The organism is Halolactibacillus halophilus (assembly GCF_900115605.1).
Classification (GTDB): Bacteria; Bacillota; Bacilli; order Bacillales; family Amphibacillaceae; genus Halolactibacillus; species Halolactibacillus halophilus.
This window is the reverse complement of sequence record NZ_FOXC01000017.1, coordinates 1-15,951: the sequence shown is the minus strand read 5'-3', so window position 1 is coordinate 15,951 and position 15,951 is coordinate 1. Positions and strand designations below refer to the sequence as shown.

Here is a 15,951-nt window from a genome sequence, read left to right as displayed (position 1 = left end):
CCACGCACCTGAGGAAGGTGTCTTCTCGCCCTAAAGCGATAAAAAAAGCGAGCCTCTCTGGCTCGCTTTTTCTTATTCGCTGGTGTTGTCAAAGTAATCTTGAATCAATTGTTCAACTTGAGCTTCATCATGTTCAACAACGAGTCCTGTATCAACGAGTGGACTGACTGTCGAGACGGTTTTTAGTTTATTGCCTTGGTAGAAGGAGATAAACTCTTCTTGGTCTATCGAGTGAAGCACCGCTTGACGTAAAGCTCGACTTGTAAGTGGGCCTGCTTCTGTATTCATCGCAACATACGTCACCCCGTTACTTTGATTTGTTTGAAGGTAAAGGGATGGGTCTTCTTCGACAGTTTCATAGCGATTTTCTTTAATACCATAGAGCACATGGACTTCACCATTTCTTAAAGCAGACAGTGCACTTTCTGCATCTTGAATAAACTTGACTAACACTTCATTAATCTTTGGTTCATGATTGGTTTCTGGCATGTAAGCAGGATTTTTCACAAACCGTGCCTCATAATCATTCTTATTGATTAATAGATACGGGCCACTGGCGTATAACGTGTTGTCAGTGTCATTACCTTCAATGACTGTGCGCTGATCACCATAAGCGATATCGGTATTGACGTCATAATCTTCAACAGTAAAGGTATTGATTTGTTCGACTTGGTCTTTTGAGACAATCCCCGCTGATTGGTGAGCAAGGTAATTCAGTACTTGTGGGAATGGCTCGGCTGTCGTAATCTTAACGACTTGATAGTTCCCTTCAGCGTTGTTGACCTCATCTTCAGAATCAACCAAAGCATTGATTGGCGCACTAAGACCTTCAGCTAGTTCATTTTTAATGGAAGTGCCATCGGCATTTGTCTGGTCGAGTTCTGTCATGTCTGTCACAACTTCAATCGTTTCCATACGTTCATGAAGACTATAAGTACGGTGGTCGGGGACAGAGTTTCTGTCATTGGCACGGTTCAGTGAGAAAACGACGTCTTCAGCTGAGACAAGTTCACCCGAGTCAACGGCCGTGTCATTTTCCACTTTGGCGAAATTAATATCATCGCGCAGAATGAAGTAATAATCCGTATTACCGTCACCAATCGCATAATTGTAAGAGAGTGATCCGTCAGAAACAACGGCGTCATCATCTGTTAAGTTCACTAAACGCACATACATATTTGTATTTAAGGTATTAATCGAGCCATCATTTCCTTTAATCGGGTCAAGTGAGGTTAATGTACTAATGGATTGGTGGAACAGAAGTGGATCTGTTTCACGTTTTGATTCATCATTAAAGTCATACTGTTCCCAAACAGCAGCGCGTGAGCGCGGCAAGCGAACAGTGTCAACATCAAGAACCTCCTGATTGATGCCTTGCGCTTTATATGAGATATAAAGTGGTGCAATATATGCTTCATCTAAAACGATATGTTGTTCTAAATCTGTATATGTTTGTTGATAGTCAGCGGGTAACTCTGTTGCTGCTTGATTAATCAGAGTGTCAGCTTTTTCGTCTTTAAAGAGACTATAATCACCGTCTGAGGTAAAGAGTGAGCGTACAGCATAATCTGGATTACCAGTGACGGTGGTCCAGTTTGTGACTGCTAAATCGTAGTTTTTCGCATCACGTTGGGTTGCGAAGCTACCGTAATCAGGTTGAATGTTTAATTCAACATCAAAGCCACTCTTTGCCAGTTGATCGCGCAAAATATTAACATCATCTTCACTTGTTGCGAGTCCTAAAATATTAATGGTAGGCAGTTCACCGCCTGACTCGGTATTGTCTTCTGATACATCTGACTCGGTGCTCAAACACCCAGTTAAACCAAGCAGTACCGTTGTAAGTAATAAAAAGAGCCATTTTTTCATCTTTATTTCCCCCTTAGAGTTTATATCATATCAATAACATCTTTAGAAAGATGGTAAATCACATCCTGATTAATTCATCTTAGGATCAAGGGCATCACGCACACCATCACCTAAAAAGTTAAACGATAACACAAGTAAAATAATCGCGAGTCCCGGAAAAATTGCCAAATAGGGTTCTGTTTCTAAATAAGCACTACCGACACGTAAAACGTTTCCCCATTCAGGTACATGTGGTTCAACGCCGAGTCCGAGAAAACTTAAACTACTTGTTGCAATAACTGCCGTTCCAATCGCGAGTGTCGCCCGGACAATCATCGGTGCCAGAGCATTAGGAACGATATGTTTAAAGAGAATCTTCCATTCTGATTCCCCAATCGCACGGGAAGCTTCAATATATTCAAGCTTTTTAATTATGAGGACGTTCGCTCGCATCGTCCGGGCAAACATCGGAATTGCCCCGATACTTAAAGCAATAACTAAGTTCGTTGTATTTGAACCAAAAGCAGCGATAATCGCAATCGCAAGTAAAATACCAGGAATCGCGTACAGCGCATCGAGGACACGCATGACGGTTTGGTCAACAAGTGGATGGAAATAACCACTGATCGCCCCGAGCGCGCCACCAATGAGCATAGGAATAAGTGTGGTTAACACACCGATGGTCAAGGAAATCACACCACCACGAACAACGCGTGAGTAGACGTCACGACCAAAGTTGTCTGTGCCAAATGGATGGGTGAGACTTGGTTCTAACAATAACGTTTGATAATTATTTTCAACGGCAAAGCTCTCAACGAAAGTGAAGGTGCTCATCCATGATAGTGAAAAAATAATGACAATAAACAATAAACCTAGCATTGATGTAAAGCTTCGGGTAATCTTTTGCCAAAATTGATTGGATTGTTCGCGTTTAGATTCATCAGTTTGAATGTAATGGATATAAAGCTGATAACTGAGTAAAAGTCGGAGAACGTTCCCGGTAAGGGCAGTGATCATAAGAAAAACAATCAACAACTTAATCCGCGCTCTGTGCGATTTCGTTTCAGTTATGTCTGCCTTTAAGTAGTGAATGAACAATCCATCTATAACTGTTAGAGAGATAAGGCTGATGAGAATAATCAGAAAGCTGTTCGTGACATAGGGTTTAAAGATATTTAGCGCCGTGAGCGCAACTAAAAATACGTCAGCAATAAAGATATAGGTCATAAACGTGTAGCTGATTGTTTCTTTAGCCTGTCTTAACCGAAAAGCAAAGCTTGCGGTAAAGATATTACCAGTAAACAGACTAAAGACTTGAAGTAACGTGTAGATACGGGTGCGTTTAGAATGATCTGTTGGTGATACGCCTTCTTTTACTAGTCGCCGTAAGAGTAGCTGTTGGATTAAACTCTCAAAGATAAAGGCGAGGGATATAAGCGTATAAACCATCGTTTGACGTGTAACTGCGAGATATAAGAAAAACAATGTGAATACGAGGGATAAAACAAGCGCAAACTGCCCGTGTTTATACCGGTCATGTTGTTTGATTTGTTGGGGGGGCATGATTCTCCTCCTTTCTTAGAAACTTAATCATTAAGTTCAGCGCGTAAGCGAGGATTCAGTAAGGCATAAAGTAAATCCACAACTAAATTGACAACTGAAATCATTATGGCAATATAGACAACCCCAGCAAGAATGGCTGGAATATCAGGAATGAATTGTTTATCTACAATATAACTACCGAGTCCTTGAATATTAAAAACTTTCTCCGTGACACTTGCCCCGCCAAGCATCGCACCAAACTGTAAGCCAATCACGGTTAAAATGGGAATCCATGCGTTAGGGAGCGCATGTTTAGTAAAGATTCGTCTATTTGATAACCCTTTTGCTTTGGCTGTCACGATATAATCTTCATGCATGACTTCTAAAATTTCTGATCGTGTCATTCGGGCAATAGTCGCAGAAAGTCCTGTTCCTAAGACAATCACTGGCATAATCAACGACGCTAATTGTCCAGGAATATAGGTTGATGGTAGTAAGTCTAATTCAATCGAAAACGCTAAGATAAAGATGAGGCCTTGCCAAAAGCTAGGGATGGATAGACCGATGAGCGCAACAAACATAAAACTGTAATCCCAAAAGCTGTTTACTTTAACCGCAGATATGATACCGATTGGTACAGCAATCGCAATCGCTAAGACGAGCGAAAGAAAAGCTAACGTAAGGGTCACTGGAAAGCGATTCTCTATGTTGAGTAGCACATCTTCATAGCCTTGATATGTTGTCCCTAAATCAAAGGTGATAAATCCATGCAGGCGTTCCGTGAGTTGGGTGAAGTACGGTTGATCTAGACCGAATAAAGTCTCAAAGTTTTCACGTTGCGCTGCGGTTGCTTGATCGCCTAGTATATTCTGAGCTGGGTCCTGTGGTGAAAAATAAAGCAAGGTAAACACAATTACAATCACCGAGAAGATAACAAATACAGTCGCCAACAGTCGTTCAAAAATGAATCTAATCAATCCTTGATGATAAATGAAATAAAATAGATACAGAAAAAGACCTGGCACAAGTGTCATGAGTATAAAAAGTCGTGATCGCAACAACTGTTCGAAAAATTGCGAGTAATTTAATCTGTCTTGTTGTTCTGTTTTTTTTATTAGTGCCTGTTCCTTAGAAATAAAGGCTTGTTTTTCCTGTTCATTTGGTTCGCGGTTAAAATATTTCATGCGCTGATCATAATCCGTTTGAAGCTTTCGTATCATCTGTTGATCTAAAAGGGTTGCCGTCACGGGTAGTTTACGCACCTTAAACCAAAAGTACAGCAGTGCAGGTATATGAATGAGGATACCTAATAGCCAATGAATGAAGCGCAAGCCAACTGCGGCTTGGCTAACGTGAAACCCTTTGATTAAACGTGTTGTCATGTTTTGGTCGCCTCCTTTCAAAATACTTGATAATTCCTACCTGTTTAGTATACAATAGCTTAAACAAGATTATAGATAGTCTTTAAGGTAATGTCAAATATAAAAATTCAAGTTGTCTTAAGGTAGGTCTTCATTAAGACGCTATCCATGAACGAAGTAGGACCATAAATAAGACGTACCCCAAAGTAAGTGACTAAATAGAAGTAGGTGAGTGTATGTCAGTATTAACAACTGAAAATTTATCTGTTGATTTTAAACGAATGAACGAAACCCGTCGTGTCGTTAATCAGATTAATTTTTCCATTGCCAAAGGTGAAACGTTAGGCATCGTAGGAGAATCAGGTTCTGGTAAAAGTGTCACGGCAAAAGCAGTGATGAAATTATTAAATGAACAACAAGCAGAGGTGGCGGTAGACAAACTCAACTATAATGAAACCGACATCGCCAGCTTAAATCAGAAACAAATGACAAAAGTGCGAGGGAAAGAAATCAGTATGATTTTTCAAGATCCGATGAGTGCTTTTAATCCAACCATGAAGATTGGCAAACAATTAATTGAAACAGCACAGGTGCATTTACACCTTTCGAAAAAACAAGCAATAGCACGTGCCTTAGAGATGCTTAAAAAAGTAGGGATTGACCGGGTCGATGAACGAATCCATCAGTACCCGCACGAATTCTCAGGAGGTATGTTGCAACGAGCGATGATTGCGATGGCACTTATTTGCCGTCCTAAATTACTAATCGCAGATGAACCAACGACTGCATTGGATGTAAGAATCCAAGCGCAAATCTTAAAGTTAATGAAAGAACTTCAACGAGAAATAGACATGAGTATTATTTTAATTACCCATGACTTTGGTGTCGTCGCTGGGATGTGTGACCGTGTCGTTGTGATGAAAGATGGTGAACTTGTAGAAGAAAATGATGTTGCTTCTATTTTTAATGCTCCTAAACATCCGTATACGAAAAAGCTGTTAGAAGCACTGCCGCGGTTACATGATGATAAAGTCGCAACAAAGAAGAAGACGAATGAAGAGGTTCTCTTATCTGTATCAGAATTAACAAAAGTATTTCGATTGAAGAATGGTAAGAAACTCACGGCCGTTGAGGATGTTAGCTTTGATATTAAACGCGGAGAAACCTTGGGACTGGTTGGTGAGTCAGGATCAGGTAAATCAACAACAGGACGATTAATTCTCCAACTAGAATCACTGACTGCGGGTAGCGTCACTTATAAGGGTATGCGGATTCATCGATTTAATAAACGCGATCGCCTTAAACTTAGACGTGATATTCAGATTATTTTCCAAGACCCAAAAGCTTCACTAAACCCGAGAATGAAGGTGATGGATATTATTGGTCAACCACTAGATGTGCACCATTTATATCCAGATAAAGAAAAGCGCAAGAAACGCATCAAAGAGCTATTAAAGCTTGTCGGTCTAGAGCATGAACATATGTACCGCTATCCCCATGAGTTTAGTGGTGGACAACAACAACGGATCGGTATTGCAAGGGCTCTTGCGGTTGAGCCAACCTTTATTGTCTGTGACGAAGTCCTGTCAGCACTTGATGTATCGATTCAAGCACAGATGGTCGAGTTATTAAAAGACTTACAAGAAAAATTAGGCCTTACCTATTTATTTATTGCACATGACTTAGCGATGGTAAAACACTTATGTGATCGGGTCGCGGTGATGTATGAAGGGAAACTCATTGAGCTGGGATCGGCTGTTGATGTCTACGACCAACCGTTACATCCGTATACACGTGCGCTTATTGATGCTGTTCCTATTCCGGAGCCAGTGAAGGAAAAAGAAAAATTACAAAACTACCAACCGGGTAAGCTTAACTTCACGTTTGATCATCAGTGGGTAGAAAAGTATGAGGGGCACTGGGTGAGAGAATAATGCTGCATCTCAATCCATATTAAAGAGACATAGAAGAAGACAGTTAGCTGAATGCTAGCTGTCTTTAATTATAAAAATATTCAAATGTGATAGCGTTACCAAAGCTGGTATAGACAACTATATAATCCTATGATAGGATTATAGTATAACAAATATGAAATGGAGGTTTTGCATTATGATGAGTTATTTTCAAAAACTCGGTCGGTCTTTAATGCTCCCGGTATCTGTCTTACCCGCGGCAGCAATTCTAATGGGGATTGGGTATTGGATTGATCCATCAGGATGGGGTTCAGGTAATGCCTTTGCTGCTTTCTTTATTAAAGCAGGGGGATCTATTATTGATAATATCCCAATCTTGTTTGCAATTGGTGTCGCTTTAGGTATGTCGAAAGAAAAGGATGGCTCAGCTGCTTTAAGTGGTTTGGTCGGTTATCTTGTTGTCACCACATTATTATCTACAGAAACAGTGCAATTATTACAAGGGACAGAAGATGTTTCGATTGCTTTTGGTAATACTGGTAATGCATTTATAGGGATTATTTCTGGTTTAGTAGCAGCGAAAATGTATGATAAATTTAGTCATGTAAAATTACCAGACGCACTGGCATTCTTTAGTGGTAAACGTGCTGTGCCGATTATGACGGCGGTATCGATGTTGGTCGTTTCGGCGATATTATTCTTCGTGTGGCCAGTTGTGTTTGAGGCGCTTGTAAGCTTTGGTGAATTCATTAGTGGTTTAGGTGCTGTTGGTGCAGGCCTTTATGGTTTCTCTAACCGTCTTCTTATTCCAACGGGGCTACACCATGCTTTAAACCAAGTATTTTGGTTTGACCTTGCTGGTATTAATGATATCGGTAACTTCTGGAGTGGTGAAGGTGTGAAAGGTGTAACGGGTATGTATCAAGCTGGTTTCTTCCCAGTGATGATGTTTGGATTACCAGCTGCGGCACTTGCAATGTATCACACCGCCAAAGAAAATAAGAAAAAGAATGTCGCTGCACTTATGTTTGCGGCCGGCTTTGCAGCCTTCTTTACTGGGGTAACTGAACCGATTGAATTTGCGTTCATGTTTGTTGCACCAGGTTTATACTTTGTTCACGCTTTACTAACAGGTCTATCTTTAACGATTGCAGCCTTGTTTAACTGGACAGCAGGCTTTGGTTTTAGTGCCGGTTTTGTTGACTTTGTATTAAGCTCACGTTTACCGTTAGCTAATCAGCCCTACATGTTAATTGTTCAAGGATTAGTGTTTGCGGTGTTATACTATGTCATTTTCCGAGCGCTTATCCAAGGGTTGAATTTAAAAACACCTGGTCGTGGAGACGATCTTGAAGATGAAGATGATGTAGTTAGTGCACATGCTAGTGATGATAAATATCGCTACATGGCTGAAACAATCTATCAAGGTCTTGGTGGAGATGAGAATGTTGTCTCAGTCGATAACTGTATTACTCGCCTTCGTTTAGAAGTAAAAGATATGAATAAAGTCGATCAACAAAAAATTAAGTCGACAGGTATCCCGGGCATTAATGTGATTAACGATCATAATATTCAAGTTGTTGTGGGAACGCAAGTTGAATCTGTTGCTAATGAAATACACAAGTTGAGAAAATAACGCGAGTATAAAAATAATAAGTAGGAGAAAGATCAAGTAGCTTCAAGCGGCTTGGTCTTTCTTCGTATTTAAAAAGGAGAAGTATAATGAAACGGTTACTCGATTGTTACGCATCAGATTTTAAGAAAATGACAAAAGCTGAGAAACTCTTAGCTATAAAATTAAGTGAAGGCCGTAGTCTAGTGGCTGAAACTGTTGTGACTGCACCACCCATGTATCCAAATGTCACGAATCAAGAAATTGTCGCGCGCTTTGGTGCCGATATGGTACTACTCAACATGTTGGATGTATTTGGAACGACGCTGTTAGATGGCAAAGATTTAAAAGCTAAAGACTACGTAGCAACCATAAGAAAACTTACCGGTCGTCTTATTGGTTTGAATTTAGAGCCGGTTGCTGAAACAAGTGCTAAAAACCCTCATTTAGAGTCGATTCCTGTTGGTAGAAAAGCAGTTAAAGAGACACTCAAACAAGTAAAAGAACTAAATCTGGACTTTGTTTGTTTGACTGGCAATCCTAAAACGGGCGTAACTCATAAAGAAATGATCAGTGCTGTAAAAGAGGCAAAAGGTATATTAGGTGAAAATGTCTTTATAATTGCCGGCAAGATGCACCATGCAGGTGTTGTCGATGATCCGTTGACAGAAGCAGTCGTCAAGCAATTAGTGGAAGCTGGGACAAATATCTTGCTGTTACCATCTCCAAAAACGGTACCAGGATTTACAGTCGCGGAAGCGACCCAATTTGTTCGCTATATTCACGAGCACGACCGATTAGCAATGAGTACGATTGGTACAAGTCAAGAAGGTAGTCGTCAACATGTGATTGAAACCATCGCTTTACAAAATAAAGAAATAGGCTTTGATTTACACCACATTGGTGATGCGGGTTACACCGGACTTGCGATTCCTGAAAATATTGAGGCTTATTCAGTTGCGATCAGAGGGAAACGACATACAATGGTGAGAATGGCACAGGCGGTGACGCGATGATTAAAGAATTTTGTGCAGAGAATTATACTGATTTAGAGAAAGCGATTCATCAAGGTATTGATCGGATTGAACTATGTGATGCTTTAGCTGTAGGTGGCACAACACCGAGTTATGGTGTTATCGAACAGTCGGTTAGACTAGCCAAACAACATAAAGTGGAAGTTGTTGTCATGATTCGCCCACGCCAAGGAGGTTTTTGTTATACTGAAATGGAAAGAAAAATAATGGAACGTGATATTGATGTGGCGCTTCGGTTAGGTGCGACGGGTGTTGTATTTGGTTGTTTAACAAAGGAAAACACAATCGATGTACCACTGATGAAGCAATTAGTTGATGAAGTTAATAATCGCGGAGAGATTATTTTTCATATGGCATTTGATCAGATAACCCCAAAAGAAAAGTATCAAGCCATTGATCAACTCATTGCCTTAAATGTCACACGCGTCCTTTTACATGGCAGTGATCCGAATCAATCGGTAGAAGGTAATGCCGAAGAAATTAATGATTATATTCGCTATGCTGATCATAACATTGACTTTATTGTAGGTGGTGGGGTAACGGCCGATAATTTAGCCGGATTGAAAAGTATTGTCAATACCAATCAGTTTCACGGAACAAAAATTATAAAATTATAGAGGTGATACGATGTATGCTTATATCGAAGAAATCAAGCGGTTACTCGACCAAGTTGATCATAATCATGAGCCGATTGATCAAGCGGTTCAATTACTCATTGAAGCCGGTGTGAATAAAAATAGTATCTTTTGTTTTGGGGCAGGACATGCCGGAATACTAGCGCAAGAAATGTATTACCGTGCGGGTGGACTTATGATCTTAAATCCTATCTTTTCTCGAGACCTGATGCTGGATACTGAACCAGTCACATATACTTCTGAGGTCGAAAGGTTACACGGATACGGAACATTGCTGGCAAAGAAACCCCCTTTTACTTCAGGTGATGTCTTACTTGTTCATTCTGTATCAGGGCGAAATCCAGTCCCTATTGAACTCGCACTGGCCGCAAAAGAAAAAGGTGTAACCGTAATTGCGATTACTAATGTAACCTATACGAATCACGTTACCTCACGCCACCAGTCGGGTCTGAAATTAAAAGATGTAGCTGATATCGTACTCGATAACTTTGGTGCGATTGGCGATGGCGCGATTCAAATTGAAGGATCAGATCAACGCGTCGCCCCGACATCAACCGTGATTGGCGCAACAATTGTTAACCTGCTTGTCAGTGAAATGGTACAAAGGTGGCCGACGAGCGACGTGTTACCGGTCTTTTATAGTGCCAACTTAGATGGTGGTATGGCCCACAACAAGGAAGCGATTAAAACGTATTATGATCAAATCCATTATCGCTTCGAATAAGAAAAAGATGATTGCTCCGATCATCTTTTTTGAAATGCGTATCTAGAAATAGATGTATATAAAAAAGTGTGAAGTTATCTTTTAATCTAGCCCTTATTTACGAGCGAGGTGCCCAATGGAAAAACAGTCAAGTACCAAGAAAAAACGAACCGCTTGGATATTGAGTATATTCAGTATTTTAAAATGGCTACAACCGTATTTACCAAAGGTAATAGCGGATAATATGGTTGGCATAGTGGTCACTAGTGTGCTATTTGGTTTAGGTCTATATGGTTTATTTTATCGCAAGAAAGATGGAAATAGCACGGTAAAACAAGATGATTAAGCTAAATGGTCCTGCAGCCTTAACGGTTCATTTCAATATTGAATTTATACCGATCGGCGCGGTAGATGCTTTTTACAAATTCAATCGGTGTCCCAGCTGCATCATCTAAAAAACTAATCCGGTGCATGATGAGGACGGGATCATTTTTCTTGATTTTTAAGTAGGTGACCTCTTCACTATTAGCAAGTCCTGCTTCAATCGACTGAAACCCGCGTTTAATCGACAAACCAAGTGTAGCTTCAAGGTAGTGATAAAAAGATGTTTCAATTTGATGATCTTTTAGTTCGCCGATAAGCTTTTTGGGTGTGTAGATGGTTTCGAGTGCGATCGGCTCATTGTTAGCTAATCTCAGTCTGACGATTTCATAGATGACATCCTCATTTGTTCGTTTTAGTTTGTCATGTGCAGCTGAGGGACCGACACACTCATTCATTTTAATAATTTTAGTTGATGGTGTGAGATGACGGTTACGCATATCTTCACTGAAACTTGTTAATTGAGAAATATCTTGCTCAAATTTTTGTTCGCTTACAAATGTTCCACGCCCGCGTTCACGATAAAGTATCCCCTGACTGACAAGGTTGTTAATCGCTTGACGCACAGTCATACGACTGATGCCATGCTTTTCTGCATATTCACGTTCGGAAGGGATTGGACTATGCGGCTCCATTCCACTCTTATCGATTTCATTCTTAATTGCCTTTTCTAATTGATAGTAAATGGGTATTTTTGATTGCTTATTAACCACCAGTCCGCCTCCTTCTCGATTATTTAATCATCTGGTGTATCCTATCACTATTTTATCAGACTAAATGAATAAAGTATAGAATAAACAACTAGATAACTATACCAATATATCTTTCGTCACGACATAATGAAATCCGATAAGATAATCCGGCGATTACCTTATCGGATTCATTTACTTATTTGTTAATTGATCAGCTAGTGTGATAAATTGATTCACATCCTCAGTCATTAACTGAACCCCTTGAGCCCAGAAGTCAACGTTAGTGACGTCAACCCCTAAGTGTTTCATCGCAAGGTCTTCAACCGTCATCGCTCCTGTATCTTTAAGCAAGGCAATGTATTTCTCTTCAAAGTTTTCAGGTTGCTTTAAGTATTCTGCATATATGCCTAAACTAAATAAGTAACCAAATGTGTACGGGAAGTTATAAAACGGGACATCATCAATAAAGAAGTGCAATTTACTACTCCAAAAATGAGGGTGATACGTATCCAGTGCTCCGTGAAACGCTTCTTTTTGAGCGGCTGTCATTAATTCTGATAGCTGAACATGTGAAACAATTCCTTTTTTGCGGGCATGATAAAAGCTATCCTCAAAAATAAACCGAGCATGAATATTCATAAACATCGCTGTTGCTCCTTCAAGTTTATTATTCAACAGGGACAGTTTTTCCTCATCCGAACGGGCTGATTTAACAGTCGCATCCGCGATAATTGTTTCCGCAAAGGTACTAGCCGTTTCCGCAACGTTCATCGCATAGTGCTGATTTAAATACGGGACATCGGTTAAAACATGAGAATGAAAAGCGTGGCCTAATTCATGCGCAAGTGTACTCGTATCCGATGCTGAACCAGTAAAGGTCATAAAAATTCGTGATTCATCAAACTCAGGTAAGCTTGTACAGTAGCCACCCGGTCGTTTATCATTTCGGTCTTCAGCTTCTACCCAGCGATTGTTTAAGGCATGGGTAGTGAAGTCTGTGAGTTTAGGACCGAATGTATGGAAATGTTTAATAATAAAATCACACGCTTCATCGTACGTAAAGGTCATCGCTTTGTGATCACCAATAGCTAAGGGGGCATCAACATCTTGCCAAGCTAATTCATCTAGCTGTAAGAGCTGTTGTTTTTTCTTTAAGAAGGAGACAAGCGGCTGTTTATTGTCAGAGACTGCTTGCCACATCGCATCGAGTGTCGCTTTTGACATCCGGTTATATTCGAGGGGTTCCTCTAAATGATGGCGATATTGATGCTTGTCTTGTAGTGTCATACGGTAACCGTCTAAGTGATTTAAGACATCAGCAAATATCGGGGCTTGATGACTAAAGGCCTCTTCCCATGCGGTAAATAGTTGTTTTCTTACCATTGGGTCGTTGTCTTGTGACATTCGATTCATTGCTTGTCCAATCGACAAGTTGACCGTTTCACCTTGTGCGTTTGTCCAAGGGATTGACATCGTTGAAATAATCGTGTCGTACACCTGACTCCAAGCGGCTAAACCATCTTTATTCAATTCGGCAATTAAAGCCTCTTCTTGCTCGGAAAGAAGACGGGCGCCTTTTTGGCGCTGTTCTGTTAAGACAAAAGCAATCGATGCCAGAGTCTCATCGGCTAAAAATTGTGTGAATGTCGCTTCATCAAGGTCGACCAGTTTTTGCGTAAAACGATTGCCGACTTTATTTAATTCGCTAAAGAGCACCATAATTTCACCCTTCACAACAGGCGCATAAGGATCTTTTGTGTTTGCGTCATGGGCCATATTCGCAAATGTTGATGCGTGCAGTAAGGCCTTTTCTAGCTGTTCTTGTTGGATTAAGAGTTGTTTAAAGTCTGCTAACTGATCAGTAAACTGATCGACAAGGGTTTTAAACGTAGCTAAATCTTGTGCAATGGATTGAAGTTTGTTTTTTAGGGCAGGTGATGCAGTGCCACCAGGGAAAATGGCATCCAAATCCCATGTTTGTGTATAAGTCATAATAATCACCTTTCTTTTAATGGATTGCTTTCTTGTTTATGTCTTCAATTGGCTATAGGTGTTGAAGCAAAGAAAACTTAACGCATCTACGCTAAGTTTTCTTGACTGTTACTTATTCGTCGTCTAGTTGAACATTATGGTAAACGTTCTGGACATCTTCTAAATCTTCTAAGGCATCAATCAATTTTTCAAATGTCTCTAAGTCCTCATCCGATAGTGTGAGTTCGTTTTGTGGTAACATCGCAAGCTCAGCAACAGTAAAGTCCTCGACACCCGCTTTTGTTAACGCTTCTTGAACTGCATGGAATTGGTCAGGCTCAGCATAAATAATCACCGCACCGTCTTCATCGACAACATCACGCACATCAAGGTCTTGTTCCATCATCAGTTCAAAAACCTCATCGACAGATTTATTTTCGACACCTAAAACAGCAGTATGGTCAAACATATAACTCGCTGAACCATTAGTACCCATATTGCCACCATTTTTACCGAAGGTCATTCTAACGTCAGCGGCGGTACGATTGACGTTATTCGTTAACGTATCAACAATTACCATCGACCCGCTTGGGCCAAAACCTTCATAGCGGAGTTCATCAAAGTTCTCTTCGCCGCCACCTTTGGCTTTGTCGATCGCACGATCAATAATATGCTTGGGTACACTATACGTTTTAGCACGTTCTAAGACGAATTTAAGCGCCTGATTAGATTCAGGTGAAGGTTCGCCTTGTTTAGCAGCTACATAGATTTCACGGCCGAATTTTGCATAAATACGACTGGTGTTTTTGTCTTTACTTGCCTTTTTCTCTTTAATGTTATTCCATTTACGTCCCATTATTATACACTTCTTTCTTCTTTAGCTTTAGTTGATCATCGTTATTTATTATACACGAAACGGGACATGGATAAAGAAAAAACAAGAAAAAAGTCTACCTCTGTTCTGTTAATTAGTTGTGGAGATCATTCCCCTGAAGCTTCCCTATGAGATAGTGTGATTGAGATAACGCGAGAAAAACCGTGCTACTTGCCGGCGATACTCATCCTTATCTGTCACATAACTGTACGCATGCTCCGCACCAGGAACGATGTATAAAGCTTTATCTGAAGCGGCTGCTTGATAGAGTTCATACGCCATGTCTGTAGGCACAAAACTGTCCTTGTCTCCGTGAATGAAAAGCGTCGGTGTTGAGCTTTTTTTTACTTGATCAACAGGTGACGCTTCAGTGAACGAATAGCCAGCTTTATACTTTGTGAGTAAACTTGTCATTGGAATAATTGGGTACGAAGGTAATTTATATAAGTTCTTCAGTTGATAGCTAAGCTCTTTTTCGACAGAGCTATAACCACAATCTTCGACGATCGCTTTGACTTGGTCCGGTAAAATTTCTCCACTAACGTTAAGTACTGTCGCGCCGCCCATACTAACACCAAAGAGTACAATCTCCGTGTCCTGCCCGTAGCGATTGATGAGTGAATCAATCCACGCGAGATAATCATGACGTTCCGGCCAACCGAAGCCAATATAATCCCCTTCACTGTCACCGTGACCTCGCGCATCAGGTAAGACAATCGTAAAGCCTAAATCGTAAAATAATTTGGCGAATGGCGCCATTTCCTTACTTGTGCCGCTATAACCGTGTGCTAAAATAGCTACTTTTTTGTTTGCTTTTTCATGCTCGACAAGCATAGCTTTAAGGGTTAGATTATCTTGTGATTGAATCGTTAAGGTATTACGCTCAACTTTTTGAAACCATATTTTTTCTTTTTCCCACGGATCATTAGGAACGACGTTAATAAGATCGTAATCGAGCGGGACGGTTGAACGTTTGTTTTTAACGGCTTGCTTATAAAAATAAATGCTGCTGTAAAGAAGCGCCGCACTTGTTGTACCGAGTGCGGATAAGGCGATTTTAAGTGTTTTTTTCTTCAACGGAATCATCCTTTTCATTGTAGGTTAGTGTAGCGATAAGAGTGAGGTTCATCTCCATTATATGAAATTAAAGGTGAAATTGCGAAACATCTACCGTTTGTTTTCTTTTAAAATCTATCGGTTAAACATTTTTTCAGCAAATTAACAAAAACTATGCTATAATCTCGAGTTTGACACTTAATTAAAACAAAAACTCTCTAACCCCTTATTTTACAGGGGTTTAGAGAGTTTTTTCGCTTTTGAAAAAGTGAGTACTATTTTGCTTTTCTGGATAGCTTTAAATTATTTTTCATTTTTTTAATGGTATT

13 protein-coding genes are annotated in these 15,951 nt (G+C 40.2%); 6 read left to right on the top strand and 7 right to left on the bottom strand.

All coding sequences use genetic code 11. The features are described from left to right. Positions 1-72: 72 nt before the first annotated feature. The 3 genes from BM098_RS07365 to BM098_RS07355 all read right to left on the bottom strand — a co-directional run bounded on the left by BM098_RS07365 (position 73) and on the right by BM098_RS07355 (position 4,772). On the bottom strand, positions 73-1,869 hold the full coding sequence (locus BM098_RS07365) for an ABC transporter substrate-binding protein (protein WP_089831942.1): 1,797 nt from the start codon (positions 1,867-1,869) through the stop codon (positions 73-75). Positions 1,870-1,938: 69 nt separating this feature from the next. After that, entirely contained in the window at positions 1,939-3,411 is a 1,473-nt protein-coding gene (locus BM098_RS07360) for an ABC transporter permease (protein ID WP_089831940.1), read from the bottom strand. 23 nt (positions 3,412-3,434) lie between these two features. Next, a complete protein-coding gene (locus BM098_RS07355; protein ID WP_089831938.1) occupies positions 3,435-4,772 on the bottom strand; it encodes an ABC transporter permease in 1,338 nt (445 codons plus the stop codon). A 215-nt stretch (positions 4,773-4,987) separates the two neighbouring features. On the opposite strand from BM098_RS07355, the gene BM098_RS07350 reads away from it, so the two are divergent. From BM098_RS07350 to BM098_RS07325, 6 genes are all read left to right on the top strand, one after another. Next, a complete protein-coding gene (locus BM098_RS07350) occupies positions 4,988-6,685 on the top strand; it encodes an ABC transporter ATP-binding protein (RefSeq protein WP_089831936.1) in 1,698 nt (565 codons plus the stop codon). 175 nt (positions 6,686-6,860) lie between these two features. Then, the gene (gene nagE / locus BM098_RS07345; protein WP_089831934.1) at positions 6,861-8,300 is read left to right on the top strand and encodes an N-acetylglucosamine-specific PTS transporter subunit IIBC; all 1,440 of its coding nucleotides are present in this window, start codon (positions 6,861-6,863) and stop codon (positions 8,298-8,300) included. 86 nt (positions 8,301-8,386) lie between these two features. Beyond that, entirely contained in the window at positions 8,387-9,292 is a 906-nt protein-coding gene (locus BM098_RS07340; protein WP_089831932.1) for a DUF7916 family protein, read from the top strand. Continuing rightward, on the top strand, positions 9,289-9,927 hold the full coding sequence (locus BM098_RS07335; RefSeq protein ID WP_089831929.1) for a copper homeostasis protein CutC: 639 nt from the start codon (positions 9,289-9,291) through the stop codon (positions 9,925-9,927). The genes BM098_RS07340 and BM098_RS07335 overlap by 4 nt, the downstream gene beginning before the upstream one ends. Positions 9,928-9,937: 10 nt before the next feature. Continuing rightward, positions 9,938-10,669: an SIS domain-containing protein gene (locus BM098_RS07330; RefSeq protein ID WP_089831927.1), complete on the top strand. Its 732-nt coding sequence runs from the start codon at positions 9,938-9,940 to the stop codon at positions 10,667-10,669. 115 nt (positions 10,670-10,784) lie between these two features. Next, complete coding sequence (locus BM098_RS07325; RefSeq protein WP_089831926.1) at positions 10,785-10,994, top strand: hypothetical protein; 210 nt, start codon at positions 10,785-10,787, stop codon at positions 10,992-10,994. Positions 10,995-11,013: 19 nt separating this feature from the next. Here BM098_RS07325 and BM098_RS07320 read toward each other — a convergent pair whose 3' ends face one another. The 4 genes from BM098_RS07320 to BM098_RS07305 all read right to left on the bottom strand — a co-directional run bounded on the left by BM098_RS07320 (position 11,014) and on the right by BM098_RS07305 (position 15,643). After that, positions 11,014-11,742 (bottom strand): GntR family transcriptional regulator, encoded by a 729-nt coding sequence (locus BM098_RS07320; protein WP_089831924.1) that lies wholly within the window; start codon positions 11,740-11,742, stop codon positions 11,014-11,016. 171 nt (positions 11,743-11,913) lie between these two features. Beyond that, positions 11,914-13,713 carry a M3 family oligoendopeptidase gene (locus BM098_RS07315; RefSeq protein ID WP_089831923.1) on the bottom strand — a complete coding sequence of 600 codons (1,800 nt, stop codon included), beginning with the start codon at positions 13,711-13,713 and terminating at the stop codon, positions 11,914-11,916. 112 nt (positions 13,714-13,825) lie between these two features. Then, positions 13,826-14,548, bottom strand: a complete 723-nt coding sequence (locus BM098_RS07310; RefSeq protein WP_089831921.1) for a YebC/PmpR family DNA-binding transcriptional regulator — start codon at positions 14,546-14,548, stop codon at positions 13,826-13,828. A gap of 144 nt (positions 14,549-14,692) precedes the next feature. Then, positions 14,693-15,643: an alpha/beta hydrolase gene (locus tag BM098_RS07305; protein ID WP_234987444.1), complete on the bottom strand. Its 951-nt coding sequence runs from the start codon at positions 15,641-15,643 to the stop codon at positions 14,693-14,695. Positions 15,644-15,951: the final 308 nt, after the last annotated feature.